The sequence below is a fragment of the Mesorhizobium sp. 113-1-2 genome (genome assembly GCF_016756475.1).
Lineage (GTDB): Bacteria > Pseudomonadota > Alphaproteobacteria > Rhizobiales > Rhizobiaceae > Mesorhizobium > Mesorhizobium loti_C.
Map to the genome: position 1 here is coordinate 7,724,770 of NZ_AP023242.1, position 25,774 is coordinate 7,750,543.

Annotated in this window: 27 protein-coding genes; 14 read left to right on the forward strand and 13 right to left on the reverse strand. The window is 59.1% G+C overall.

Annotated elements, in window-relative coordinates; translation table 11 throughout:
* Window positions 1-27: 27 nt before the first annotated feature.
* The 5 genes from JN279_RS37085 to JN279_RS37105 form a co-directional block, all read right to left on the reverse strand.
* Complete coding sequence (locus tag JN279_RS37085; RefSeq protein ID WP_010913584.1) at window positions 28-567, reverse strand: nuclear transport factor 2 family protein; 540 nt, start codon at window positions 565-567, stop codon at window positions 28-30.
* Between the two features lie 211 nt (window positions 568-778).
* A complete protein-coding gene (locus JN279_RS37090) occupies window positions 779-1,024 on the reverse strand; it encodes a ferredoxin (RefSeq protein ID WP_027056547.1) in 246 nt (81 codons plus the stop codon).
* Window positions 1,025-1,062: 38 nt separating this feature from the next.
* Window positions 1,063-2,280 carry a cytochrome P450 gene (locus JN279_RS37095; protein ID WP_010913582.1) on the reverse strand — a complete coding sequence of 406 codons (1,218 nt, stop codon included), beginning with the start codon at window positions 2,278-2,280 and terminating at the stop codon, window positions 1,063-1,065.
* Between the two features lie 17 nt (window positions 2,281-2,297).
* Window positions 2,298-2,729 carry a hypothetical protein gene (locus JN279_RS37100; RefSeq protein WP_202351635.1) on the reverse strand — a complete coding sequence of 144 codons (432 nt, stop codon included), beginning with the start codon at window positions 2,727-2,729 and terminating at the stop codon, window positions 2,298-2,300.
* A gap of 262 nt (window positions 2,730-2,991) precedes the next feature.
* Window positions 2,992-3,483, reverse strand: a complete 492-nt coding sequence (locus JN279_RS37105) for a hypothetical protein (protein WP_202351636.1) — start codon at window positions 3,481-3,483, stop codon at window positions 2,992-2,994.
* Between the two features lie 248 nt (window positions 3,484-3,731).
* Here JN279_RS37105 and JN279_RS37110 point away from each other — a divergent pair, with 248 nt between their 5' ends.
* Window positions 3,732-4,280: a peroxiredoxin gene (locus tag JN279_RS37110; RefSeq protein WP_096458527.1), complete on the forward strand. Its 549-nt coding sequence runs from the start codon at window positions 3,732-3,734 to the stop codon at window positions 4,278-4,280.
* Between the two features lie 74 nt (window positions 4,281-4,354).
* On the forward strand, window positions 4,355-5,809 hold the full coding sequence (gene rpoN / locus JN279_RS37115) for an RNA polymerase factor sigma-54 (protein ID WP_202351637.1): 1,455 nt from the start codon (window positions 4,355-4,357) through the stop codon (window positions 5,807-5,809).
* On the opposite strand, the gene JN279_RS37120 is transcribed toward rpoN, so the two are convergent.
* The 4 genes from JN279_RS37120 to JN279_RS37135 form a co-directional block, all read right to left on the reverse strand.
* Window positions 5,806-6,453: a nitrogen fixation protein NifQ gene (locus tag JN279_RS37120; RefSeq protein ID WP_202351638.1), complete on the reverse strand. Its 648-nt coding sequence runs from the start codon at window positions 6,451-6,453 to the stop codon at window positions 5,806-5,808. The two genes, rpoN and JN279_RS37120, sit on opposite strands and share 4 nt — an antisense overlap.
* Window positions 6,450-6,767 (reverse strand): ferredoxin III, nif-specific, encoded by a 318-nt coding sequence (gene fdxB / locus JN279_RS37125; RefSeq protein ID WP_096453599.1) that lies wholly within the window; start codon window positions 6,765-6,767, stop codon window positions 6,450-6,452. The genes JN279_RS37120 and fdxB overlap by 4 nt, the downstream gene beginning before the upstream one ends.
* Window positions 6,764-6,967: a CCE_0567 family metalloprotein gene (locus JN279_RS37130; protein ID WP_027033180.1), complete on the reverse strand. Its 204-nt coding sequence runs from the start codon at window positions 6,965-6,967 to the stop codon at window positions 6,764-6,766. Before JN279_RS37130 ends, fdxB begins: the two co-directional genes overlap by 4 nt.
* A gap of 618 nt (window positions 6,968-7,585) precedes the next feature.
* Window positions 7,586-9,484, reverse strand: coding sequence for an ABC transporter ATP-binding protein (locus tag JN279_RS37135; protein WP_244734815.1), 1,899 nt, complete (start codon window positions 9,482-9,484; stop codon window positions 7,586-7,588).
* Window positions 9,485-10,166: 682 nt separating this feature from the next.
* Here JN279_RS37135 and nifS point away from each other — a divergent pair.
* The 12 genes from nifS to JN279_RS37195 all read left to right on the forward strand — a co-directional run bounded on the left by nifS (window position 10,167) and on the right by JN279_RS37195 (window position 21,038).
* On the forward strand, window positions 10,167-11,423 hold the full coding sequence (nifS, locus tag JN279_RS37140) for a cysteine desulfurase NifS (protein ID WP_202351640.1): 1,257 nt from the start codon (window positions 10,167-10,169) through the stop codon (window positions 11,421-11,423).
* On the forward strand, window positions 11,404-11,787 hold the full coding sequence (nifW, locus tag JN279_RS37145) for a nitrogenase stabilizing/protective protein NifW (protein ID WP_027056555.1): 384 nt from the start codon (window positions 11,404-11,406) through the stop codon (window positions 11,785-11,787). Before nifS ends, nifW begins: the two co-directional genes overlap by 20 nt.
* Window positions 11,788-11,974: 187 nt before the next feature.
* The gene (locus JN279_RS37150; protein WP_202351641.1) at window positions 11,975-12,826 is read left to right on the forward strand and encodes an electron transfer flavoprotein subunit beta/FixA family protein; all 852 of its coding nucleotides are present in this window, start codon (window positions 11,975-11,977) and stop codon (window positions 12,824-12,826) included.
* Window positions 12,827-12,846: 20 nt separating this feature from the next.
* On the forward strand, window positions 12,847-13,953 hold the full coding sequence (locus JN279_RS37155; protein WP_010913570.1) for an electron transfer flavoprotein subunit alpha/FixB family protein: 1,107 nt from the start codon (window positions 12,847-12,849) through the stop codon (window positions 13,951-13,953).
* 11 nt (window positions 13,954-13,964) lie between these two features.
* Window positions 13,965-15,272, forward strand: a complete 1,308-nt coding sequence (locus JN279_RS37160; RefSeq protein ID WP_027056558.1) for an FAD-dependent oxidoreductase — start codon at window positions 13,965-13,967, stop codon at window positions 15,270-15,272.
* Window positions 15,273-15,284: 12 nt separating this feature from the next.
* Window positions 15,285-15,584: a ferredoxin family protein gene (locus tag JN279_RS37165; protein ID WP_006333856.1), complete on the forward strand. Its 300-nt coding sequence runs from the start codon at window positions 15,285-15,287 to the stop codon at window positions 15,582-15,584.
* Between the two features lie 156 nt (window positions 15,585-15,740).
* Window positions 15,741-17,501 carry a nif-specific transcriptional activator NifA gene (gene nifA / locus JN279_RS37170; protein ID WP_044548983.1) on the forward strand — a complete coding sequence of 587 codons (1,761 nt, stop codon included), beginning with the start codon at window positions 15,741-15,743 and terminating at the stop codon, window positions 17,499-17,501.
* A gap of 250 nt (window positions 17,502-17,751) precedes the next feature.
* Window positions 17,752-19,233 carry a nitrogenase cofactor biosynthesis protein NifB gene (nifB, locus tag JN279_RS37175; protein ID WP_202351642.1) on the forward strand — a complete coding sequence of 494 codons (1,482 nt, stop codon included), beginning with the start codon at window positions 17,752-17,754 and terminating at the stop codon, window positions 19,231-19,233.
* A 32-nt stretch (window positions 19,234-19,265) separates the two neighbouring features.
* On the forward strand, window positions 19,266-19,460 hold the full coding sequence (locus JN279_RS37180) for a 4Fe-4S binding protein (RefSeq protein WP_010913566.1): 195 nt from the start codon (window positions 19,266-19,268) through the stop codon (window positions 19,458-19,460).
* A gap of 90 nt (window positions 19,461-19,550) precedes the next feature.
* Window positions 19,551-19,877 carry a nitrogen fixation protein NifZ gene (locus tag JN279_RS37185; protein WP_096453587.1) on the forward strand — a complete coding sequence of 109 codons (327 nt, stop codon included), beginning with the start codon at window positions 19,551-19,553 and terminating at the stop codon, window positions 19,875-19,877.
* Window positions 19,874-20,086: a putative nitrogen fixation protein NifT gene (nifT, locus tag JN279_RS37190; RefSeq protein ID WP_010913564.1), complete on the forward strand. Its 213-nt coding sequence runs from the start codon at window positions 19,874-19,876 to the stop codon at window positions 20,084-20,086. The genes JN279_RS37185 and nifT overlap by 4 nt, the downstream gene beginning before the upstream one ends.
* Before the next feature lie 40 nt (window positions 20,087-20,126).
* Window positions 20,127-21,038 carry an SIR2 family NAD-dependent protein deacylase gene (locus JN279_RS37195; protein ID WP_044548978.1) on the forward strand — a complete coding sequence of 304 codons (912 nt, stop codon included), beginning with the start codon at window positions 20,127-20,129 and terminating at the stop codon, window positions 21,036-21,038.
* A 302-nt stretch (window positions 21,039-21,340) separates the two neighbouring features.
* Here the strand turns inward: JN279_RS37195 and JN279_RS37200 are convergent, their stop codons facing one another.
* From JN279_RS37200 to JN279_RS37215, 4 genes are all read right to left on the reverse strand, one after another.
* Window positions 21,341-21,883 carry a hypothetical protein gene (locus JN279_RS37200; protein WP_202351643.1) on the reverse strand — a complete coding sequence of 181 codons (543 nt, stop codon included), beginning with the start codon at window positions 21,881-21,883 and terminating at the stop codon, window positions 21,341-21,343.
* A gap of 235 nt (window positions 21,884-22,118) precedes the next feature.
* Window positions 22,119-23,087 carry a GDP-L-fucose synthase family protein gene (locus tag JN279_RS37205; protein WP_202351644.1) on the reverse strand — a complete coding sequence of 323 codons (969 nt, stop codon included), beginning with the start codon at window positions 23,085-23,087 and terminating at the stop codon, window positions 22,119-22,121.
* A gap of 72 nt (window positions 23,088-23,159) precedes the next feature.
* On the reverse strand, window positions 23,160-24,260 hold the full coding sequence (gmd, locus tag JN279_RS37210) for a GDP-mannose 4,6-dehydratase (RefSeq protein ID WP_010913561.1): 1,101 nt from the start codon (window positions 24,258-24,260) through the stop codon (window positions 23,160-23,162).
* A 142-nt stretch (window positions 24,261-24,402) separates the two neighbouring features.
* On the reverse strand, window positions 24,403-25,392 hold the full coding sequence (locus tag JN279_RS37215) for a nodulation protein NodZ (RefSeq protein ID WP_096453585.1): 990 nt from the start codon (window positions 25,390-25,392) through the stop codon (window positions 24,403-24,405).
* Window positions 25,393-25,774 lie beyond the last annotated feature (382 nt).

The window sequence follows — 25,774 nt, forward strand, 5'->3', positions numbered from 1 at the left end:
AGCATTGTGGTGACATGCATGGCATTTTCATTTTGATGACGAGCTGCGGCGCTTCCTGAGCGCGTAAACCGGGTCATTGGGATGCGCTGCTCCGATCGGTTGCCGCAAGCCGAACCGTTCTGCCTCGGGGACCGCTGGTGGGGTCTGCTCTTCGAGCCAATCGTAAACGACGGTCCGTTCGGCAATGCGCCACGCCCCTTCCCTCTTCTGAAAAAGATCGCAGTAACGGCCGCAGAGAAGCACCTGGCGTGCTTCTCCGTCATTGTCTGGTCCGCGTTGCAGCGCGGTGAAATAGCTTTCGACCACGGCCTCCGACGGGTCGATGAATTCGATCAAGACGTTCGTGATCTGGTGGATTAAGCGCGGTCCGGTTTTGAAGAGACCAAGCGCAAACTCAAAGAAGCCCTCGGCTGAGCCGCGATAGGCACCGTGATTGTCATGCGCATCGGGCCAATATGCACTGCGCAGCGCAGCCTCATCCGCGCGGTCTATGCCGCGGCAGTACCGATAAAGGCAGTCGCGGATCGCCTCGCGGTCGCGCAGTTCGGTGATTTTTGCCTGGCCCATCGCTCTGTCGCAAATTTGAGATTGGAAGAGGCGTTTCGTGCCTCTAGGTGCGTGCAAGGTCGAACCGATCGGCAACTGAAGAAGCCAGAACGGAGACGAACTTCACGTGTCGCGTGCGTGTCATTGAGGTCTCGATGCCGGAGAGGAGGTTGGCAGGGAAGCGGCCGGACATCTTGCTTTGCGGTGTGGGGCCACGTCTCGTCGATTCCACCTAAGCTTCCCCAGTTCTTGGTTGCATGGCGGCTGGTTCGAACCGCGCTGCCGAGGTGCGATCGACTTCCAGCGCACGTTCGGGGCAGGATCGCGCGCCTTGTGACGCAAGCAGTTGCTCCCCCTCCGCAACCTGAATGTCACCGGGCAGGATGTAGCCATCGTCATCAAGCTTGAAGATGTCCGGCGCTTGCGCCCAGCATCGCGCGTGACCCTGGCATTTGGCATTGTGGACGATAATGCGCATAGCGCTGCCTCCATTGTCTTGGCATGGCTCGGCGATGGTCATGACCAGTCCAGGATCAGATTTTCGATCCCGAACACATGGCCGCCACAGGTGATGGGCGCTGTACCCTCCTTGATCCGGAAGGTCGGTATGCGCGCCAGCCATTCCTCCAGGCCAATGACAATCTCGCGCCGGGCAAGGTGTGAGCCAAGGCAACGGTGGGGACCATAGCCAAAGGCGGCGTGGCGGTTGTGATCTCGCGCCAGATCGACCGTGTTGGGGGATTCGAATTCCTCCGGGTCGCGATTTGCAATCATCGTGGCGCACGAAACATAGTCCCCCTTTCGGATCGGCGCGCCTTCGAAGTCGATATCTTTCGTAGCCACGCGGATCAACTGAATGGGCGGATAGGCCCGCAGCAACTCTTCGGTTGCGAGCAGGATGCGGGCCGGTTCGCTGCGCAGCAGTTCCTGATCCTTGAGGTTGCGCGCTAGATAAGCCAGGTCAAAGCCAATAGCTGCTGCGACAGTGTCAAGTCCCGCGACGAACACAAGCACGCCGATGCCACGGATCTCCCCGTCGGTTAGCCGGCGGCCCTCGATCTGTGCCTGCACGATGAAGGTCATGAGATCGTCGACCGGATCCTTGCGGCGATTGGTTGCAAGTTCATCGATGAAAGCCACAATCTTGCGGGCAGCCACAGGTCGTTCCACATCGTCGCCGTGGAGCAGATCTTTCGCCCAGCCGACAAATGTATCGAGTCCCTGATCCGGCAACCCCAGAAACCGAAGGAAGATGCTGACAGTGAACGGAAAGGCAAAATCCTTCATGACGTCGCAGCTCGTGGCCGATGCGGTGATCCGGTCGATCAGGGCTATCGCTCGCTCACGGACAGCCGGTTCCAGTGCCGTCACCCGCTTGGGCGAAAGCAGCGGACTGAGCAGTGAGCGAAATGCGCCATGGGCCGGTGGATCGAGCTCAAGCGGGATCGTCGGCCAGGTTTCGCCCAGTATGGAGGAGAAGATGCTGCGATGGCTGGAAAAAGTTTCAGTGTCCTGCAGCACCTTACGCTGATCTGCGGCGCGGGTGATGACCCAGGTGCCCCGGCCATCTTGCGTGTTGTAGGGGGAATAGAAGATCGGAGGCCCGTCATGGGCGCAAGCGACGGCTGCGTGTGGATCCCCGTTGGGCGTTGGTGGCATGCCTGGCGATGTGAACAGGCTGAAGTCTCTCACCATTTCGGGCGGGACATGATCTGGGACCGGGTTGATCGCCATTGCATTTCTCCTGCCGTCTAACCACTAACCAGGCCGCGCACCATGGCATCTTGGTCATCTAGAGAGCCGACGAGCGAAATCGTCGGAGACCCGGCGTTTTCCAGCTTCGAACGGCGAACCGGAATGAAGCTCTTGCTCCACAGCGGTTCGGGGTCGATCATCTCTGCGAGGATATCCGTAGCGCGGCACGCGAAAGACCGGTTGGCCGCCGAAGTGCTCGCCGGTCTCCTCAAGCGCCGGCGAGAGGGCAGGAGCAAGCACATTCTGGTCGAACCGTATCTGCAGATCGATCGGTGGCCATTGGCCGGTGCCGGGCGGTTGTGACGGTGACGCCAGTCACGCCGGTCGATATTGCATTCCGCGGGCAATGCCCGTTTCGGATAGAATCTGAACTGACGCTGACCTGACATGTCGTCTTCCTTCATTGCATTGAGCGCGATATCACTCACGAATGGACGCCAGTCGGTATCTCCTGCCGTCTCACATGAGAGCTTCAAAAGTCGTGCCAACGGCGCGGAAAGAGCCCTGCAGGAGATTTTCTACATATCATTCAACAGCTTGAACGAATGCGCAGCCGCAAGCCTGGCTGTCCCGGACATGACAAACCCGACAGCAAAGTCGCGGCAGCTTCAAAATGCTCCGAGAGCACAAGGCGGCTTTTTCCATCACCTTGGGACCGTGCCCGCCTCACGCAAGCGCGGTTCAGAAAGATCACATGGCCAGCTTGCTAATGGACGTGCTGGCTTTTTTGTACCCGTTGTCGATTTCGAAGCGGTCTCGCGAGCGTCGATAGGCGAAGCGCGTGGGCCTGTCAGCCGTCTCAATCCTGAGAACGGAGGCCATAGGGACCCTCGTCAGGTTAACCCCGATCGACTCCTGTCCCTCGTTCCGAGTTTGAGCCCAGATTTTCGCTTCGAATACGAGCCACGTGTTCGCCGCGCCGGCGACCCGGACCCGGCGACCCTCCGGTCCGACTTCCGACATTTTTGTCCAGCTTCGGACAAAGAGGGTCGCGGCTTGATACCCATAAAGGGGATGCCCTCCGCCCAGAGCCCACGATCTGGTGATTATGGGCGCGCGCTCGGTCTCGGCGAAGGCATGGTTCTGGCCGCTCAAGGCAAAGAGGGTCGCTGCAAAAAACAGTGTGAACCCAAGCCTAAAATCAAATGGCATGGCGCTTGCGTCGTACTCGGCAGAACCCATCACAAGGTGGCCAGGAGTAAGACCATTGCTGACATCGCGACGCCCCGTACAAGCGCGTACCGTTCTCGTTGCCGCGGCAAATCGAGAGCTCGTTTCTTCAGACGCCCGTGCTTGCGAGCGGTTTTGCCATGGCTGATCCAAGGACGACACAAAACGCGCGGCGCCCGGCCGAATTGCCGGCCGAGGTCGATGCCGTGTCAGTTTCAACCGAAAAAGCAGCGCACCAGTTTTCCTCCAGGAGCACATTGATGACCGTCAAAAAAAAGGTTCCTTTCGTCACCTTTCGCACGCGTGTTCGCGATGACTCCATCGAGGGGCCAAACCCGTACCGCTGGGAAGACAAGACATCCGACGACTATTTCCGCGGCAAGCGCATCATCCTGTTCTCGCTGCCCGGTGCCTTCACCCCGACCTGCTCGACCTTGCAGTTGCCCGATTTCGAAATGCTCTACGACGAGTTCGAGAAGGAGGGAATTGACGCGATCTACTGCGTTTCCGTCAACGATGCCTTCGTCATGAATGCCTGGGGCAAGGCCCTGGGGCTGCAGAAAGTCCAGCTCATCCCAGACGGCTCGGGCGAGTTCACCCGCAAGATGGGCATGCTGGTTGCCAAGGACAATCTCGGCTTCGGCATGCGCTCCTGGCGCTACGCTGCCGTGATCAACAATGGCGTAGTGGAGCAGTGCTTCGAGGAGGACGGTTTCTGCGACAACTGCGAGGCCGATCCCTATGGCGTATCGTCGCCGCAGAACGTCCTTGAAACGTTGAGAGCCGCCAAAGCCGTGACGGCTGCATGATCTAGACGAGTCAACGTCTCGAAAATCCCCTTGCACAAGGCGAAGGGTCGCTCGGTAGGAGTTTCACGCTAGCCATGGAGTCCTCAGCAAGCCTGCTTCAGCGTCAGAAGCAATCGTTGGTTTTGACGCCGCAAATGATGGAATCCATTCGCCTGTTGCAACTGGCGCATCCCGAACTGCATCAGTTCGTCGAGCAGGAAATCGAGAAGAACCCCTTTCTGGAACGGGCCTCAAACCGGGCGCCGAAGGACATTCCGTCGATTTCGACCGGGAACCCGCGCATCGGGCCGACCACGGGCGGAATATCGGATCGGGCCTCGCAGTGGAAATCAATCCGCGGCAAAAACAATGTCCAACCGGGGGGAAACCATGCGTTCGAAGATTCCTGGACGTCCATCGAAACATTGCACGACCATGTCGCTCGTCAGATCGCTCTCAGCGCATTCGCGCCGCTGGAGCGGCGAATAGCTGGCGAGCTTGCCGGTCATCTGGAAGACACCGGATACCTTCCGGTGAACCTTTCGGAACTGGCCCGCAGCCTGAATGTCCGGGAGGCTGTTGTGGAACGGGTTCTCGGAACCTTGCAGCAGTTCGATCCACCGGGTATTTTTGCGCGAACTCTCAGCGAATGCCTTGAGATACAATTGCGGCAGCTAGACAGGTTCGACCCGGCAATGGCAGCGCTGGTCGCCAATCTTGAAGCGCTGGCGCGACGCGATTTTCAAACATTGAAGCGCCATTGCGGTGTCGATGAAGACGACCTTCTCGAAATGTTGCACGAAATCCGCGCGCTCGATCCCAAGCCCGGAAACCGATTCCAATCCGGAGGGCCTGAATCGATCATTCCCGACGTCTTGGTCCAGCCCTCTCCCGGAGGTGGGTGGCAAATCGAACTCAATCCAGACACGCTGCCTAGGCTGCTGATGAACCAAAACTATTTTGCCCAGGTCTCCCGCCTAAGCGCTCAAAATTCGAAAGATCAGTCATTTCTCAACGAATGCCTCCAAAACGCGAACTGGCTAATCCGCAGCCTTGATCAGCGCGCCAAGACGATCCTCAAGGTAGCGGCTGAAATCATCCGCCAGCAGGACGCCTTTTTTGAACATGGGGTCGCCCACCTGCGGCCTCTCAATCTCAGGACTGTCGCGGATGCGATCAACGTGCACCAGTCGACGGTAAGCCGGGTAACGTCGAACAAGTACATGCTGACCCCGCGCGGCGTGTTCGAACTGAAGTATTTTTTCACTGTCGCGATCGGCTCCTCCGAAGGCGGCGACGCGTACTCCGCCGAAGCTGTCCGCCATCAAATCAAGGCGATGGTTGCCGTGGAATCGCCCAACGAAGTGCTTTCAGACGACGACATTGCCACCCGGCTCAAGGAAACCGGGATCGACATTGCTCGCCGCACCGTTGCGAAATATCGTGAGGCGCTGAACATCCCGTCCTCCGCGCGACGTCGCCGGGAAAAGCGCGTGCGTCTTCGATGCCAATCAAGCCCGGACGGCGGCGGCGACGAAAGCGGCTCTTAAGCGAGCCCGTTCTTGATCCGTGCCAAGTGGCTTTCGCCTTCCTCCGGGCCAAAACAGCTTTCGAAATCGCCGCATTCCTGACAACTGGGCGCGGTGCATAGCGAAAAGCCTTCAGCCTCGCAGAGCTTACGATAGAAATACTTCTTCCATTTCATGTTTTTGGTGTTGCCGGCCGCCAGCGCCGGGAAATGCCTGGCCATTAAGCGGCTGAGTTCGGCCCGATTGAAAAGGCCAAGGTCCTGCCACAGATGGTCATTGCGCAAACTGCGCCTGGCGATGATCTTGGCGAAGAGGGTGCTCGCCGGATCGCCTGGCCTGGCATGTCCAATAAGCAAGCCGCGCAGAAGCCCTTCCTCCATATCCGGCTCGGGATCGGTCAGCATTTCCAGCGCGAAGGCGTTGACGGGAACAGCCGGGAAATAGCGTGTCATGACATCTCGCAGGTCGGCACGCGAAAGGCCGGTTGCTTCGGTCGGGGTCGCCTTGCCGGCCTCGACCTCCTCGAACGCGAGGTAGAAAACACAGGCAAGCACATGCCGGTCGAACGCCGCCGCCTGGTCTGTCGGCGGCCATTGGCTGGTGCTGAAATAGCCACGGTGATGGGCGAATGTGGCGCCGTTCTGCTGGTCTTGTTCCCAGCTCATGCAGCAAGCTGGTCGGCCGCAAGGTGGGTCTGGCAGTTCTTCGGGCAGACGCGGCCGCAGGCGCCGCAGCCGATGCAGCGGCCGGCATGGTCGACGATCATGACCATGCGGTTGAGCTCGCCGTCGAAGTCGTCGTCCTCGCCCGCGCAGATGCCGAGGATTTCGCCTGCGTCATCGACGCCATGAAGGTGCATGACCTCGCGCGAGCAGACCTTGAAGCAGCGGCCGCAGCCGATGCAGGTCGCGCCATCGATCGCAGTCAGATAGTGCGGCGTCCAGGGAGAGCCGTCGCGGGTGACGAAAGCGCCCGTCATTGTGAATTCTCCAACGCTGCGAGTTCTTCCTTTGCCGCATCCAACTCGGCAAAAACCTCGAAGGCTTTCCAGGCGACCGCCTCGATCTCGGTCCAGTTGACCGGAAGGTCCTCGGCAAGGTCGTGCAATTCCATCTTGGCGGCTCCCGCGCGCGACTGCAGCTTGCGGACCTTCTTCTGCAACAGCGCAAGGTCTGACATGATCCCCTTCCTCGCAAGCCGGTCGTTACGCCCGCGCCATGTCGGGACGCGCTTCGATGGCCACGAGCGCATCGCCGGCGCGCCGGCCTCGGCGGGTTTCCGGAACGTCTCGAAGCCGAACCGGTGATACCGATGGACGCTGCAGCCAGCTTATGCAATCCCGCGCGGCGAGACGCAGGTCCGTATCCTTCGAGTTCGGCATAAGAGCGGTTGAGCGCAGACGACAATCAAGATCTTGTTCCCGACGTCGACGCGGGCGGTGAGCGCATATTGTGAGGGTGTCTTTTTGGCGACGCCCCTATGCCAGAGAAGGCGGATCTCGCGTGGATCCGGCGCGTTGCTTTCCTTCGCTCCATTGATCGCATCAACCAGGATCTAAATAATCGCGAGGCGGCTGCCGCCTCAGGAGGAAGCCTCAAGCGCCGTGCCGGGAACGCAGGACGCAGCTCATAAAAAGTTGTCTTCATCCCATTCATGGGTTTGCTCAAGAGCGCGGCAGGAAGACAGGCCGGCACCAGGCGTGTCGTGGATTGGACAAGCCCGACGACAGGTTGCGGCCGCCTTTTCAGGAACGGCCCGACAGGATTGCTGGGGAGGCAAGCTGAATTCACGCCGCGTTCAACCGCGTTGCACATTGGTCTCATCCCACCCCCCCTTTGTCAGTTCCAAGGCCTGCCGCTCGAACAGGCGGCGGTAGATGCCGTCGCGACGGATCAGCGCGGCATGGTCGCCCTGCTCGGTGATGCAACCACGGTCGAAGACAAGCAGCCGGTCGAGTGCCCGCACCGTCGAAAGCCGGTGCGCAATGACGAGCGTGGTGCGCCCGACCATGAGCCGCTCCATCGCCTTCTGGATCAGCACCTCCGATTCCGAGTCGAGGCTTGATGTCGCCTCGTCCAGAATCAGGATTGGGGCATCGGCGAGGAAGGCGCGCGCTATCGCCACACGCTGGCGCTCGCCGCCTGAAAGCTTAACGCCGCGCTCGCCGACCAGCGTACCATAGCCGTTCGGCAGGCGCGCAATAAAGTCATGCGCGCTGGCGAGCCGCGCCGCCTGCTCGACATCGGATCGAGAAGCACCCGGCCGCCCATAGGCTATGTTCTCGGCCAGCGAGCGGTGGAACAGGAGGGGCTCCTGCTGTACGATCGCGATCTGCGAGCGCAGCGAGGCCTGCGTCACCCGCGAGATGTCCTGCCCATCGATCAAGATTCGTCCAGCATCCAGGTCGTAAAGCCGCTGGATGAGCTTGACGAAGGTGGTCTTGCCGGAGCCAGAGGGGCCGACCAGACCGACCCGTGCGCCGGCCTCAATCGAAATCGACAAGTCGCTGTAGAATGGCGACCAATGATTGCCGTAGTGGAAATGGACGCTCTCAAAATCGATGTGACCCTTCGTGATCCGGATCGGCTTGGCGCCCGGAACATCGGCCACGTCGGGCGGCTGGCTGTAGGTTTGGACCAGTTCCTCCATCTCATTTACAGAGCGCTGGATGGTGCGCACGTGTATGGAAACATCACGCAAGTACCCATACAGGACGGTGAAAGACCCGAGCACCAAGGCGATGTCACCTGGGGTAGCCTGGCCGCGCGACCACAAAAATAAGGCATAGCCGATCAAAGCCGCTCTCAGCGCAAGAAGCATGATCCCCTGGAATGCAGCACTGACCGTCCCGCGCACCCAGGTCCGGCGGGTGCGGTGCCGCCACTTGGAGATAACTTTCGCCAGGCGATGATCTTCCCGCGCCTCGGCGCCGAAGCCTTTGACCACAGCGTTACAGCTGATCGCGTCCGCAAGCGAGCCGCCAAGCCTCGTATCCCAGTTGTTGGCAAGGCTTGCCGCTGGCGCCACATAGCCGAGCGACAGGATAATGATCAGCGCCACATAGCCAACCGAGCCGCAGGCGATGATCAGCCCCATCATCGGCCAATACCAGCCGAGCAGAACGCTCGACCCGACGAGCATGATGAGCGACGGGAACAACGCGAAAAGGATCGTGTCGTTGAGGAGGCAGAGCGCCCACATGCCGCGCGTGATCTTGCGCACCGTAGAGCCGGCGAAGGTTTTCGCATGCCAATCGGTCGAAAAGCGCTGGACGCGATGGAACGCGTCGCTGGCGATGTCCGACATCATCTTCAGAATGAAGTCATTGTAGGCAACGAAGGCGATGTTGCGCAGGACGACGGCGCCGAGTGCGAGCGCAATCAACATTGAAAAGGCCGCAAGTGCCGCATCCCACACGACGGCGTCGGCTGTCGCTGCCTGGGCGACCGCGTCCACGAGCCGTCCGGAATAAAACGGAGTCAGGACGTCAAGGAGCGTGGCGACAAGCATCGCGATCATAATGATCGCGAGCCGGACCGGCTGCTTGCTCCAGTGGCGCATGGTGAAGGCGAAAACGTCGCGAAAGGCGGCGCCGCGCAGATCGATGTGAAAACGCCGCGTGGCTTTGTACGAGCGCAGCAGGCCGCTCGGTCTCAAGAAAGCCGAAATGGAAGGTCTGCGTGAGGACGAAAACATCGCTCGGAATGCGGGTGACTGATCTGGACCTGACATGTTGGTTTCTTTCCTTCGTTCCATCGATCGCGATGTCACCCGCGAGATGAATATCGGCCGCGGGCACGCGCTGCCCTACGAGGAGAGAACCGCAAAAGCCGCGCCAAAGCTCAGAAAGAAGCTCAGAAGAATTTTCTGCATATTCTACAATGACAAACGAGATCCCAGCAGGGCAACGGGGGCGTAACAGTGCCGTGTCGCGCACTCGACAAACCCGACAGGACGCCTCGGTCGCGCCGGCATCCTTGGCGAACGGCCCGACAGGATTGCTCCTCACGCGAAGCGGAATTCACGCCGATTTAACGGCGTTCCGCGTTGAACAATTCCCTCCGATGTCGGACATGCGACATAGCAGTGTTGGAGCCATCATGTTGTTTTGAAATGATCCCCTCCTTTGGCACGGTCCATGCGTAGCTGTTCGAGAACGCGTCCCGGCCTGAAGGAGAAACAGTCCATGATCCAGCACACCGAAACGCCCTGGCCTAAAGACGGCGTTTTCCCGAGCCGGCGCAAGCCTGGCGTATCAAGTCGAGGCGAGCGGCCGCGCCGGCTCCAAGAAGCGCGCGGCAACTCCTTCGGCTAGCCATCATCATGACAGACCGGAAGTGCGCTTTGCGTGATTGCGCTCAGGAGAAGGATCACATCAATGAGGCCTGTTTATCTGGATAACAACGCAACGACACGGGTCGATCCTGAAGTCGTTCAAGCGATGCTGCCGCTTTTTACCGACCAATTCGGCAACCCTTCGTCGAGCCACGATTTTGGCACTTCCGCCGGGGCGGCGGTGAGAAAGGCGCGCCTGCAGGTGCAAACGCTCATCGGCGCGGAGTTCGACGACGAGATTACCTTCACCTCGGGCGGGACGGAAAGCGACAACGCCGCGATCCTTTCAGCGCTCGAGGTGATGCCTGAGCGCACAGAGATCGTGACTTCCGCAGTCGAGCATTCGGCCGTGCTGACGCTTTGCGCCCACCTGGAGAAGACGCGCGCCATCAAGGTGCATAGGATCCCGGTGGATCGCCACGGCCGGCTCGACCTCGACACTTATAAGGCCGCCCTCACCCCGCGCGTGGCGATCGTCTCGATCATGTCGGCGAACAACGAGACCGGAACGATCTTCCCGGTGGTCGAGCTTGCTGAGTTGGCCAAGGAAGTCGGCGCCCTTTTTCATACCGACGCGGTGCAAGCGGTCGGCAAGCTTGCGATCGACTTGAAATCGACGGCAATCGATATGCTGTCTCTCTCCGGTCACAAATTACACGGACCGAAAGGGGTCGGCGCACTTTATGTAAAGCGCGGCGTGCGCTTCTGTCCGCTGATCAAGGGGGGAGGCCAGGAGGGCAACCGCCGCGCCGGCACGGAGAATACGCCAGGCATCGTCGGTCTCGGCGTGGCAGCCGATCTTGCCTTGAAATTCATGGACGACGCGAACATACGGGTAAAGGCGTTGCGCGACCGCCTGGAGAAGGAACTTCTCCAGCGCATCCCACACGCCTTCGTCGCCGGCGATTTGCTAAAGCGGTTGCCGAACACCGCAAACATCGCCTTTGGAGATATCGAAGGTGAGGGCATACTGCATTTCCTCAATCGCGAGGGCATTGCCTGCTCCTCCGGCTCTGCTTGCGCCTGCGGCTCGCTGGAGCCGAGCCACGTGTTGGTGGCGATGAATATCCCCAATAACGCGGCACACGGCGCAATCCGTTTCTCCTTTTCGCGCAACAACGGCGAGGAGGACGTCGACCGGGTGCTCGAGGTCATGCCCGGGATCGTTAGGAAGCTGCGTGAGCTTTCCCCATCTGCCAGCCAGGCGAGAGGACTTCAATCAACTCCAGGCCTGGGCGACAAGGCAAACCCGACAACCGTTTCCGGCCCAGGAGAATGCAATGCGCAGTTGTTTCGCTGAAAGCCGCGCCATCGATGTCACCGACATCCTCGCCCGGCTGAAGAGCCTGTCGGCTGCGGAGGAGTTCTTCGCAGTCCTTGGCATCTCTTATGATCCGAAGGTGCTCAATGTCTCACGGCTGCATATCCTGAAGCGCATGGGCCAATATCTCGCTGAAGAGGATTTCGCCGGTCTTCCCGACGGGGTGATCGCCGCGCGGGCGCGTGCGACGTTGGAACGCGCCTATGAGGATTTCGCGACATCCTCGCCACTCACCCACCGGGTCTTCAAGGTGCTCAAAGAGCACGATCCGGACAAACCGGCCACTCGGGACCACACCTTTGTCCCGTTCGAGTCGATCCTGAGGCGGTTCGGGACAGAATGAACGCGACACGAGTGCGACGCGACAATGTCGAAAAGCCGACAAACCCGGTCATCACGACGGCACCCTTCGGAAGAAATACAACCCCATGTCAAAAGGAAACAGAGCAACGCAAAGCGGTTGGCACGAATGATGCTGCGAAGGAGATGAACGCCAGGGCCGCTTGCGGATTGGAGCCGAGAAAGACGCAATGCACATTGTAATCTGTATCAAGCAGGTGCCGGACTCCGCGCAGATACGTGTCCACCCGGTGACGAACACGATCATGCGCCAGGGCGTGCCGACCATCATCAACCCTTACGACCTGTTCGCCCTCGAAGAGGCACTGAGATTGCGCGACGCCCATGGCGGCGAGGTCACCGTGCTTACGATGGGTCCGCCGATGGCAGAAGATGCGCTGCGCAAGGCGCTCACCTATGGCGCCGACCGCGCGGTACTCTTGACCGACCGCTGTTTTGCCGGCTCCGACACGCTGGCGACCTCCTTCGCGCTTTCTCGGGCAATCGTGAGAATTGGCGAGACCTTCGGCGCGCCGGACATCGTCTTCGCCGGCAAGCAGACGATTGACGGCGATACCGCCCAGGTCGGGCCCGGCATCGCCAAGCGCCTCGGCCTCCTGCAGTTCACCTATGTGGCGAAGATCGCCTCTATCGATGTCGATGCGCGCGAGATCACCGTCAAGCGCCGTTCGGAAGGCGGTACGCAGATGCTGAAAAGCAGGCTGCCTTGCCTCATCACAATGCTGGAAGGCACCAACGAAATCCGCAGAGGCTCGCTCGAGGACGCCATGCGCGCCGCGCGCGGCCAGATCGTGAAATGGAGCGCGGCCGAAGCTGGCATTGAGGACCTCAACAAATGCGGCCTGCGCGGCTCGCCGACGGTCGTCAAGCGCGTTTTCGCCCCTACCACGCGAGCGGAAAAGGCGACGCAGATCGACATGACCGACAAGACGCAGCACGACCTCGCTGACGAACTGATCGCCTCAATCTTTACCCGCCAGCCAGCGCTGGAACACGAACTCGCCTTCGACGGCGGCCAGTGACGGGACGGCAAGGAGAGATGATGTCGAACGCTAACCGCGAAGCCCCTCCTTCCGCCGGCCGTGCCGGCATCAAGAGGGAATTGCCTGAGCACTTTAGGGACTATCGGCACGTCTGGGTTTTCATCGAACTGGAACGCAGCGAGGTCCATCCCGTGTCCTTCGAACTGCTTGGCGAAGGCCGCAAGCTCGCCGACAAGCTAGGCATCCAGCTTGCGGGGATCGTGCTTGGACCGCCGGGTGACGCGACGCAGCATGCCGTTGCCGAGGCCTTCGCTTACGGCGCCGACCTTGTCTACCTCGTCGAGGCACCGTTGCTTGCCGACTATCGCAACGAGCCTTTCACTAAGGCGATGACGGATCTGGTCAATACCCACAAGCCGGAAATCCTGCTTCTCGGTGCGACCACGCTCGGCAGGGATCTCGCTGGCTCAGTAGCGACGACCTTGCTGACAGGGCTCACTGCCGACTGTACCGAACTCGATGTAGATGTCGACGGTTCGCTCGCCGCGACCCGTCCGACTTTCGGGGGTTCCTTGCTGTGCACGATCTATACGCTCAACTACCGGCCGCAGATGGCCACGGTACGACCGAGGGTTATGGCCATGCCACCGCGGACGGACAAGCCGGTCGGGCGTGTCATCCGGCACAAGCTGTCAATGACCGAGGAAGAGATCATCACCAAAGTCCTTGGCTTCAACCTCGATCGCCAGTCGGCAAAGGCAAATCTCGCCTACGCCGACATCGTGGTTGCCGGAGGCCTCGGTCTCGGCTCAGCGGAGAATTTGCAGCTTGTGAAGAATCTAGCGCGGGCAATCGGCGCCGAATATGGCTGTTCGCGCCCGTTGGTCCAGAAGGGCTGGATGCCTGCCGATCGGCAGGTTGGCCAAACGGGCAAGACCATCCGGCCAAAGCTTTACATAGCGGCCGGGATTTCCGGCGCCATTCAGCATCGGGTTGGCGTGGAGGGGGCTGATTTGATCGTAGCCATCAACACCGACCCGAACGCCCCGATCTTCGAATTTGCCCATCTCGGCATCGTCACCGACGCAATCCGTTTCCTGCCGGCATTGACGGAAGCTTTCACCCGGCGGCTGTCGCCGCACAGCCACGACAAGCTTGCGAGCTAAGGGAGAGGGCCATGATCGAGGAAGAATTCGACGCCATCGTCGTCGGGGCCGGTATGTCCGGAAACGCGGCCGCCTACACCATGGCAAGCCAGGGCCTGACGGTGCTGCAGTTGGAGCGCGGCGAGTATCCGGGCTCCAAGAATGTCCAGGGCGCCATCATGTACGCCGACATGTTGGAGCAAATCATTCCGGATTTCCGGGATGATGCGCCTCTCGAGCGGCATCTGGTCGAGCAGCGATTCTGGGTGATGGACGACACCTCCCACACCGGGATGCAGTATCGATCGGACGATTTCAACGAGGCGAAGCCCAATCGCTACACGATCATCCGCGCCCAATTCGACAAGTGGTTTTCGCGCAAGGTGCGCCAGGCCGGCGCGACGGTGCTTTGCGAGACGACGGTGACCGAACTTGTCCGCAATGCCAGCGGCAAGGTGATCGGCGTGCGCACCGACCGGGCTGGCGGGCCGATCTACGCGGACGTCGTCGTGCTCGCAGAAGGTGTCAACGGACTGCTCGGTACACGGGCCGGCCTGCGCAAGATGCCGAAGCCAGAAAGCGTGGCGCTCGCTGTCAAGGAAATGCATTTCCTACCCGATGAGGTCATTGAGCAGCGGTTCGGCCTCCAGGGCGACGAAGGCTGCGTGATCGAAGCGGCGGGCACGATTTCCCGCAGCATGGCCGGACTGGCCTTCCTCTACACCAACAAGGAGTCGATCTCTCTCGGCATTGGCTGCCTCGTCTCCGATTTCGCCCAGACAATGGAGAGCCCTTACGTCCTCCTCGACAACTTCAAAAACCATCCTTCGATCCGGCCGCTGATCGCGGGCTCGGAAGTCAAGGAGTATTCCGCGCATCTCATTCCCGAAGGTGGCTACAAGGCAATTCCGCAGCTCTTCGGCGACGGTTGGGTGGCGGTCGGTGATGCCGCCCAACTGAACAACGCTATTCACCGCGAGGGTTCGAACCTTGCCATGACTTCCGGTCGCATCGCGGGCGAGGCAATCATTGAGATCAAGGGCCGCAACCAGCCGATGATCAGGAGGAACCTCGCCCTCTACAAGACCATGCTGGACAAGTCCTTCGTAGTCAAAGACCTGATGAAATATAAGGACATGCCGGCCCTGATACACACCAATTCCCGCAATTTCTTCATGACTTACCCGCAGTTGATGTCGCAGGCCGCGCAGAACTTCATGCGGGTCGACGGAACCCCGAAAATCGAGAAGGAAAAGGCGACCACTGCTGCCTTCATCAAGGCGCGTTCGCGCTGGGGGCTGATCAGCGATGTGGTCCGCCTGGCACTCGCCTGGCGCTGAAGGAGAAACAGGATGACGATGGCCGTGACGAAGTTACGTGTCGAGGAGAAGCTTTATCAGAACCGCTATCTGGTCGATCCGGGCCGCCCGCATATCAAAGTGCGACCGCACGAGAGGCCGAGCGCGAACCTGCTCGCGCTGACACACATCTGCCCGGCCAAATGCTATGAGTTGAACGACAAGGGACAGGTGGAGACCACTTCCGACGGCTGCATGGAATGCGGCACCTGTCGCGTGCTGTGCGAGGCCAGCGGTGAGATCGTGTGGAATTACCCGCGCGGCGGCTTCGGCGTTCTCTTCAAGTTCGGATGACTGGCGCAAAGAGCGGGAAACGAGAGGCTCGGAATGCGGTCAAGACCGCCAATATTGTTCACAATTGCCGAAAGGCTGAAAATACTATGTTTCTGGAACTCAAAATACAAAAAAGGGCCTGGGAGGAGCACCTTGGACAACCCTTGAGGTGTTTGCATGGCTCACATGCTTCCAGATCAGGTCGGTGAAATTGTATCTCGGAACACCCCGCCTGAACCTGCGGTCGAAGCGGCGCGCAATGCGGACAGCTTGCTCGGGGGAATCTACGAGATATCGAAGATTCTGACTGCCCCGACCCGGCTGGAGATTACGCTTGCCAATGTCGCGAATATCCTCTCCTCGTTTGTGCAAATGCGTCATGGCGCAATTGTCGTCCTGGACGCTGAAGGAGAGCCGCAGATTAGCGCAACTACCGGCGGCGCTGTGCCTCAGTCAGCCATCGGCAGTGTCATACCCCAGGCCGTAATAGACAAAATCGTCGCTACTGGAGTGCCGATCGTCATACAAGACACAAGCACGTCGGAGCTGTTTCAGGCCGATCCTCAATCGACCAGCGGCACGATCGCAACTGCGTTTATCGGTGTCCCGCTAAAGGCTGAGGAAAAGATCTTCGGGACGCTGTCGATCGACCGGGTCAGGAACGGTACCACCAAGTTCCGTTACGAGGAGGACTTACGTTTCCTGGCCATGGTCGCCAATCTGGTCGGCCGGACCATCCGCCTGCATCGCACTTTGAGCACGGCTGGTCAGCGACTTATCGAGAAGCAACCGAGACCAGAGCAATCGCTCGACGAGGACAGGACCCATCCGGCCCGACATCCGCATGTCAAGATCGACGGAATCATCGGAGAAAGTCCCGCACTCAAGCAAGTGCTGGAGATCGTCTCGGTCGTGGCCAGGACCAATTCTACCGTGCTTCTGCGAGGCGAAAGCGGTACCGGCAAGGAGTTCTTTGCACAGGCCATCCATAAGCTTTCGCATCGGAGGGAGAAATCCTTCGTCAAATTGAACTGCGCCGCATTGCCCGAAAGCGTCTTGGAATCGGAGCTCTTTGGCCACGAGAAGGGCGCCTTCACCGGGGCTATCCTGCAGCGCGCCGGCCGGTTCGAATTGGCGAATGGCGGAACCCTGCTGCTTGATGAAATCGGCGAGATTTCGCCTGCCTTTCAAGCCAAGCTGTTGCGCGTCTTGCAGGAAGGAGAACTTGAGCGAGTGGGCGGCACCAGGACCCTAAAGGTTGACGTGCGGCTCATATGCGCCACCAACAAGGACCTCGAGATGGCTGTCCGGAATGGAGAGTTCAGGGCCGACCTTTATTACCGCATCAATGTGGTGCCAATAGTCTTGCCTCCCCTCAGAGAGCGGCCGGGCGATATTCCACGCCTTGCCAAAGCTCTCCTCGATAGATTCAACAAGGAGAACCATCGCGATCTTGCCTTCACGCCGTCGGCGCTTGACCTGATCTCGCAATGCTATTTCCCTGGCAACGTGCGTGAGTTGGAGAATTGTGTGCGACGGACGGCCACACTTGCGCGTTCAATGACAATAACTCCGTCGGATTTCGCCTGCCAGAACAGCCAGTGCCTTTCTTCGCTTCTGTGGAAAGGAGTCGGCCGTTCGCACGGCGCCTATGCCGTCGACGAGTTCGCACGTGGCAATATGATGCCGGTTGGATCGCCGCTGCCTGCCATGCGAGTCGGCCCCTCCCAGAATGAGGCATCGCCCGGCGAGACCTGCGACCCCAACCATCCAGCTTGCCCAGCAATCAACCAGCGTCTGACGGAACGCGACCGACTGATCGATGCGATGGAGAAAGCCGGCTGGGTTCAGGCCAAGGCGGCTCGTTTCCTCGGTCTCACGCCGCGGCAGGTCGGCTATGCTCTGCGCCGGCATCATATCGAAGTGAAGAAGTTCTAAACGTCCCTGATGACATCAAACGTGGGGGCGCGGTTGCTGCCCGCACCGGGCGTAACTGAGACAAGACGTCACTTTTCGCGTTGCTTTTGACCGTTGTCGGCGACCTGACAAAACCGTGTCGCAGGAAACGGACACAATTGGACACAAAAGGCCGACGTAAAAGCCAACATGACGGATAAGACCGCTTTTGGGGTTGGCATATCTCTTGCGCTCTGAAGTGCGATGTTCACACCACGCACGGAGCCGCTCCATGTCCGCACCGATGATTTCGCTACAGGGCCTTTCCGGCACGACAGTCTTCGATCAGTCGCCGGCGAGAGCGAAATCCGGTGGCTGCGCATCTTCATCCTGCGGCTCCTCCGCGAAGCCGCACGAGATGGACTCGGCCGTCTGGGAGAAGATCAAGGATCATCCCTGCTTTTCAGAGGAAGCGCACCACTATTTCGCGCGCATGCATGTGGCGGTCGCCCCAGCCTGCAATATTCAATGCAACTACTGCAATCGCAAATATGACTGCGCCAACGAAAGCCGGCCTGGGGTCGTTTCGGAAAGGCTGACGCCCGACCAGGCGCTGCGCAAGGTGATCGGGGTTGCCAACGAAGTGCCGCAGCTTTCCGTGCTTGGCATCGCCGGACCGGGCGATGCCTGTTACGACTGGAAGAACACAAAGGCGACATTCCAACGGGTCGCCAAGGAAATCGGCGACATCAAGCTGTGCATCTCAACCAACGGGCTCGCGCTGCCAGACCGCGTCGCCGAGCTTGCCGAAATGAATGTCGATCACGTGACGATCACCATCAACATGGTCGACCCGCGGATCGGTGCCAATATCTATCCGTGGATCTTCTATGGCAACCGCCGTTATACCGGCGTTGAGGCCGCCACGATCCTGCACGAACGACAGATGTCGGGGCTGGAGATGCTGACGGCGCGCGGCATCCTCACCAAGATCAATTCGGTAATGATCCCCGGCGTAAACGATGAGCACCTGATCGAGGTGAATAAATGGGTCAAGGAGCGCGGCGCGTTCCTGCACAATGTCATGCCGCTGATTTCCGACCCGGCGCACGGTACGCATTACGGCCTGAGTGGGCAGCGCGGCCCCAAGGCAATGGAGCTGAAGGCCCTTCAGGATCGTCTCGAAGGCGGCGCCAAGTTGATGCGCCACTGCCGGCAGTGCCGGGCCGATGCTGTCGGCCTGCTCGGCGAGGATCGTGGCCAGGAATTCACGCTCGACCGGCTTCCCGACAAGGTCACGTACGACGCCAGCAAGCGCGAGACATATCGGGCAGTGGTCGCGCGCGAGCGGGGCGATCGCCTGGCGGCCAAGAGCGAGGCGCTCGGGATGGTCAAGACCGCAGGCTCCGGCAAATCGCTTCTGGTAGCGGTGGCGACCAAGGGTGGCGGCCGCATCAACGAGCATTTCGGCCATGCGAAGGAATTCCAGGTTTATGAGGCCTCTCCGAAAGGGATCAGCTTCGTCGGTCATCGCAAGGTCGAACAGTATTGCCTCGGCGGCCGGGCCGAGGACAAGAGCCTCGACGGCGTCATCTCTACGCTCGAAGGCGTAGACATCGTGCTGTGCGCGAGAATTGGAAATTGCCCCGAGGATCGTCTCAAGGAAGGTGGGATCCGAGCAACGGAGGCTTACGGGTATGACTACATCGAGACCGCGATCGGCGCGCTTTACGCCGCCGAGTTTGGGAGTGAGCCACTGGCTGCGACGGCCTGAGCCGCCTCATTCTAACCGAACCGGAGTTGAAAATGGCCTTTAAGATCATCGCTTCCCAATGCACCCAGTGCGGTGCCTGTGAGTTTGAATGCCCTTCGGGCGCGATTAAGTTCAAGGGCGAGACCTACGTGATCGATCCGAAAAAGTGCACCGAATGCGAGGGGACCTTCGAAACGCAGCAATGCGCCTCGGTATGTCCGGTGTCGAAGACTTGCGTCCCTGCCTGACCTCCATTTCGGCTACTGACACGGTCGAGGCGCCTCCGCAGGACCATCGACCTCCTGTTGGAAAGCTGCAGCCGAGAGAAAGGAACGGCCATGAGCCTCGGACGCGAACAGGACATCGAAATCCGTACACCCCCGCGATTCATGCCGGGTGAGCGGGTCCGCGCCACACGCCACATAAAAAATGACGGCACCTATCCGGGCAAGGAGATCGGTGAAAATCTGGTGCGCAAAGGCGACGAGGGCTATGTGCGCGACATCGGCACCTTTCTCCAGCAGTTCTACATCTATGCGGTCGAATGGGTCGATCGCGGCACCGTCGTCGGCATGCGTGCGCGTGAACTCATGAGCCTTGAGACGGCCCGGACTCCTTCCAGTGCCGAAATCGGTGCTGGGTTTGACGAAGGAACGGCCCGATGAGGGTAATGATCCGCAGGACCCGTGCTGGCTTGTCGGCATATATTCCCAAAAAGGATCTCGAAGAGCCGATCATCAAGGTCGACAACGAACACTTATGGGGTGGCGCCGTGACGCTGAAGAACGGCTGGCGGCTAGTCCTGCCCGACCTTCCGCGCGATACGCCTTTGCCGATTACCGTGGAAGCAAGGAAGATTTCCGACGAGGACTGACCTTCGGGTTGACACAAAGAGAGCGGCAAGGGATACGAGCATGAACACAATGACCTCGGGCCATCTCGTCGTCATTCGGGACAGTTTTGCCGAAAGGCAGCTTGACCTTTTGAAGAAAGGGCTCGCGGCCGATCAGGTCATTCCCTATCTCGGCCCGGGTCTGCTTGAGATCCGCTCCGCGGGACCGCCCGTACCGCATACCCCCGAAGCCGTTGCCGCAGCGCTCAACAAGCGCGCGCCAGCCCCTTCGAAGATTCGCACCAACATGTGGTCGGTAGCGCAGTATATCGAACAGCGCCGGCACCGCCGGACGCTTCAAGTTTGGATGGCCGAAATATTCGCGGCCCCGGTGGTGCCGACCATCTTGCATGCCTGGCTTGCAACGCTGCCGCTCTCCGTGATCGTCGACAGCTGGTACGACGGTGCCATGCGCGCGGCTCTAATACAGACCCGCCGAACGGACGTCGTCGAAATACAGGGCGTAACACGGGCGCACGAGATCGGTGACATTTGGACGAAAGCCTACGATTTGTCCGGGATATTACTCGAATCCGCACCAGCGGCGAAGACGGTTCTCTACGCCCCTCACGGCGGTGCCAGGCCGGCCGCAAACTTCCTCGTCGCAGATTCCGACTACGTTGAAGTGCTGAGCGAAATCGACATCCAGACGCCGATCCCTGACCTGGTGAAGGAACGGCGAGCTAGTCGTGGTCTTTTCTTCATCGGCTGCCGCTTCAACGATCAGATGCTGCGCACCTATGCCCGGCAGATCATGAAGCGCTCCAATGGCCCACATTTTGCGGCAATCGATACAGCGACGCTGACCAAGAACGAGCGTCGTTTCCTTGCGGCAAGCGCAATCACGGTCATTGACATGCCGACGGGTCAGGCCGCAGCCCGTCTCGTCGGACTGGGCGAGACATTGCATGAAGCCAAACGGGGTATCGTTTGAGCCATTCTCAGACACCTCAACATTGCCGAAAAGGTAAAACGGGCAATTGACTTCCGGGTTTTTCAACAACTCCGAGAGGCACTCTGAAAAGCTACGACGGTTATTGCATTCGAGGCTGCAGCGGATATGGCATTCGATGCTGCGGATGAACACAGCGGCGACGGGCTCGAACCAGCCGAGCAGAGCATAGTCTGGCGCCAGGGTTGTCGCGGCGAGCGGTCGCAGCTGATCGGCTTCACTTGGCGGTAAAAGCTGTGGCACGGCGCGATGACCAGGGCCGGTTGGGGTCGATGCCAATCGAGCTAAGGCCAAGCGTGCTCACCGCATAGGCGGTCACCTGCCACTGCCATATAGGCGGTCACCTGCCACTGCCATCCCAGAGCGTCAGGATGATCGCGTTGCGCGACAGCTTGGCGCGCCGCAGACGCGAGCGATTGGTTCAGGGCAGCCCGCTTCGCCATCAACGAGACCCGCTGCTGCATGAGTTGTAACGCCCGCACCACGGCGCCGCGAATCCGCGCTTGTGGCGCCATGACCTTGAGGCGAGTGAGTTCGGCGCTAACAACGCAGACTGAACCAATCCGATCAGCCCGGCCCATGCCGGAGAGCACGGCGACCAATGCCGCCAGCTCCACCACGCAGGGGACACGATCCCGCCTGCGGCTAAGCGCGAGTTGAAAAGCATACGTCGACGCCCGCCATTTCCGTATGCACCGCCTTGGATAAGGCCTGCCTCGAGGCATGATGCGGGCCTGGTTGGCTTTCCTGTCGATGCCAGCTTCGTAAGCAGCGGCTCCCGCGAGGTCGAGCAGTTCTAACTGGCGGCTTGAGTTGACGGCGCTCACGCACAGCCGTTCCAGGTGCGGCCAGTTATGCGGCCTTCCCCTTCCCATTTGGCTTGGGCAAGCTTCTGGGTGATCCTCTGCATCGCCGGTCGCAGAGAGGTCCGGTCTGCAAAGTCAGCACAGGCCACTATTGCGGCCGCCTCGAGATGTATGCGTCCCTCTCATCTGTTTGGCCGGACTGGGCGAGCTTGCACCCGGTCGGACATGCAGTCCAACCTGGATGCGCGCTTCCACATCAAGCCGCATGAAGGCGAAGAAAATCCTCATACGTCGCTTGCAACCCGGCACCAAGGGACATTTTGGCTTTCCAGCCAAGGTTACGCAAGCGCGTTACGTCCAGTAGCTTGCGCGGAGTACCGTCTGGCTTCGTCGTGTCGAACACCAAATTGCCCTCCCAGCAGACCGCCGCCTTGACGAGTTCCGCCACCTCGCGAATTGTGACGTCCTCACCAACGCCAACATTAATCAGGGGCGCAGTGTCGGGGGCTGTCAAGGCGTCAAAATCCGAATCTGGCAGGCCAAGCAGGAACGCAATGGCATCGCCTACATCCGACGAATACATAAACTCTCGCCGAGGATTTCCGGATCCCCAGACCCCCACAGAGGAGTCGCCGTTCATTTTAGCTTGATGAAAGCGGCGTATCAGAGCAGGCAGAACGTGACAATTTTCGGGGTGATAATTATCGCCGGGACCATATAAATTGGTCGGCATCAACGCGAGATAGCGCGCCTTGTACTGCCGGTTGAAAGACCAGCACGATTCGACACCTGCGATTTTTGCCAAAGCGTAGGGACGATTCGTCGCTTCAAGCGGACCGGTGAGAAGGTATTCCTCCCGTATCGGCTGCGGACAGTCGCGTGGATAGATACACGAGGAGCCAAGAAAAATCATCCGTTCGACGCCGGAAGCGTAAGCGGCATCAAAAACACTGACTTGAATCGCGAGGTTGTTATGAAGGAAATCGACAGGGGAGCTGGCGTTCGCCAGTATACCACCAACCTTCGCGGCGCACATAACGACGTAATCTGGCCGCTGCGACATGAAGAACCTGCGCGTCTCGCTCCGGTCAAATAGATCCAGTTCGTCGTGAGTACGTGTTATTATCTCATAGGATCCTAACGCCTCGAGGGCTCTCATCGTGGCCGATCCAACAAGGCCGCGATGGCCTGCCACATAGACTTTCTTCATCTTTTTGTTTTCCATTGTTAACGCTCTGGGCGCTCCTTAAGAAGGCCACCATAGCACTGACAACAACCCCGCATGGCGCCGCCGTTGTCAGCATAACTCTCGTGGACTGTGTGAATAATAACCCTGATTCATCAGCACTGCTTCACGCTCCGCCATGCGCAAATCTTCCCGAACCATCTCCCTAACCAATTCGATGAAGGAGATTTTGGGCTCCCACCCAAGTTTTTCTTTCGCCTTGCGGGCATCGCCGAGAAGTGTCTCGACTTCTGCAGGACGAAAATAGCGGGGATCTACTTTTACGATCAGAGCTCCCGTCTTTGCATCGTACCCCTCTTCGTCGACCCCTTCCCCCACCCAACGAACATCGATGCCGAGTTCAGCGGCCGCGACGGTGACGAATTCGCGCACCGAATGTTGCTCACCGCTAGCGATCACAAAGTCTTCAGGTTGCTGCTGCTGCAGCATCAACCACTGCATCTGGACGTAGTCTCGAGCGTGCCCCCAATCGCGACGCGCATTAAGGTTGCCGAGGAATAGAGTGCGTTGCATTCCAAGCTTAATCCGAGTCAAGGCGCGCGTGATTTTGCGAGTTACAAATGTTTCTCCGCGCGCAGGTGACTCATGATTAAATAAAATGCCGTTACATGCATACAAATTGTAAGATTCTCGATAATTTACGGTGATCCAGTGAGCATACAATTTGGCAACAGCGTAGGGGGACCGGGGGTAGAACGGTGTCGTCTCGGTCTGTGGCGTTTCCCGCACCAGCCCGTAGAGCTCAGACGTCGAGGCTTGGTAGTAGCGCGTATGCTTGACGAGCCCCAGGATCCGAATTGCCTCGAGGATACGCAGCGCACCCAAGGCATCGGAGTTCGCGGTGTATTCTGGTTCTTCAAAGGAGACTGCAACGTGGCTCTGAGCTGCCAAATTGTAAATTTCGTCCGGCTGAACCAGTTGGATGACGCGCGTAAGGCTCGACGAGTCTGTCAAGTCCCCGTGGTGAAGTGTAAGATCAACGCCACTTTCATGAGGGTCATGATAGAGATGGTCTATACGGCCCGTATTAAAAAGAGACGATCGTCTCTTTATCCCATGCACAGAATAGCCCTTTTCTAAAAGCAATTCTGCGAGGTAGGAACCGTCTTGTCCCGTAACCCCGGTGATTAAAGCTACTTTTCTCTTTGACAAGCTTGAATCCTTTTGATTTTGACGCGCCCATGAAAACGCTCGCCTGCGGCGGGATTGCGTGGCGAGAAAGGGGCGTGTTGGGCAGGGCGAACGGGGGCCTCTGCGCGAAGGCAAGGGAGAGTTCGATCGGGATGCCAGCCTTTCATGGAGCCGGGGAACGTTCGAAAGTGTTGTCGATCAAGATCAAACGACGCGGGTCATTCAAATCGAATTCGACAATTCGTGGCACGAAGAGGCGGGCGTAGCGGGTGAAGGCGCTAGTCGGAGGAAAGCGAATAACAGTGTCGCATCGACCGAGGAGATACATCTCAACGAGCGCGGAAAACCCCCCGTCGGTGCCCAGTGCTGCACTGTGTAAGGGGCCGGCCTGATCCGCCTGGAAGCGTTTTGGGACGGTGAAAAGTTCGGGAAATACGCCCGACAGGTGATCAACAACCTTGGCGCTGTCTGTACACAAGAACACCCTTACAGGTCTTGAATGCGGTTGCGCCTTGGCCATACGAATGGCAGTGCATACCTGCTCTAAGGCAACCTTCGGATCAGCCCAGTAAGGTGCGTGATCCATAATATCTTCGCCGTTGCCGTGGCGGACATGGACTCCAATTATGCTGTGCCCGTCAAAATGTTCCTGGTAGAGCGCTTCAATGCGATCCTCAATTTCGACCCTCGGTGTGATGCTCCTAAATATGGTTCGCTCGGCCTTTTCATCGCAGCGCCACATCAAGCAAGCATCACACACTACCGTGTTGGCTTCACAATCATCTTGGGCCTGGAAAAGATCGTTAAGCTCGTCACGTTCTTGGAAAATCTGTTCATCCGGACGGTACACGCAGTCGATGGATGGCTTGTTCCACCACGACGGGAAGAAGGGACCAGGGAATGAGACGTGGTTGATCTGGTCATCGCAAATGACCCGTACACCACCGATATCCTCAATTGGCTTGAAGAAAGCTGGAAAGGCATTCGCAAACGGGTTGTCAAGGTAACAAGAGCCGCGCCAATCTATTGCTAAAGCTCGTCCCGTCCGATGTGCGTAGTCCCAAGCCGACGCGAGAGACCACAGGCAATCACCGAGACCCGTGCGCCGTCGAGAAACAACGAACCGATCGTTCCTTGAGCGATCAACAAGCATCTAAATTGCCTCTCTCCAGAACACCACAAGCCTCAGCTTTGCTGCTGCGTTTGAGGCAAGCGCCTGCGCAATTCGGGGAAGATTGTCGTGCTGTGCCAATGCGATGTAGCTTGCGTCTGTCGCGGAAGTGCCTGGCCGCGATGGACGCGCGCCTGGGCTGGTCTTCCGCGCAGACCAGAAAATGCTCTTCGGAGCCAACGCAAACATCAACCACTTTCCTTAAGGCTGCTACATTCTTGAATTCTTTCTATGCATCGTGCCGTAACATCGGTAAAATCGTCTGTTTCGATGAAACGCATCCACGCCATGGATGGCTAGTGACATGGGTTCCAGAGCGTTGGCTGTGAACCCTCTCGCTGTGCTCGACGCACCGCTAACCCCA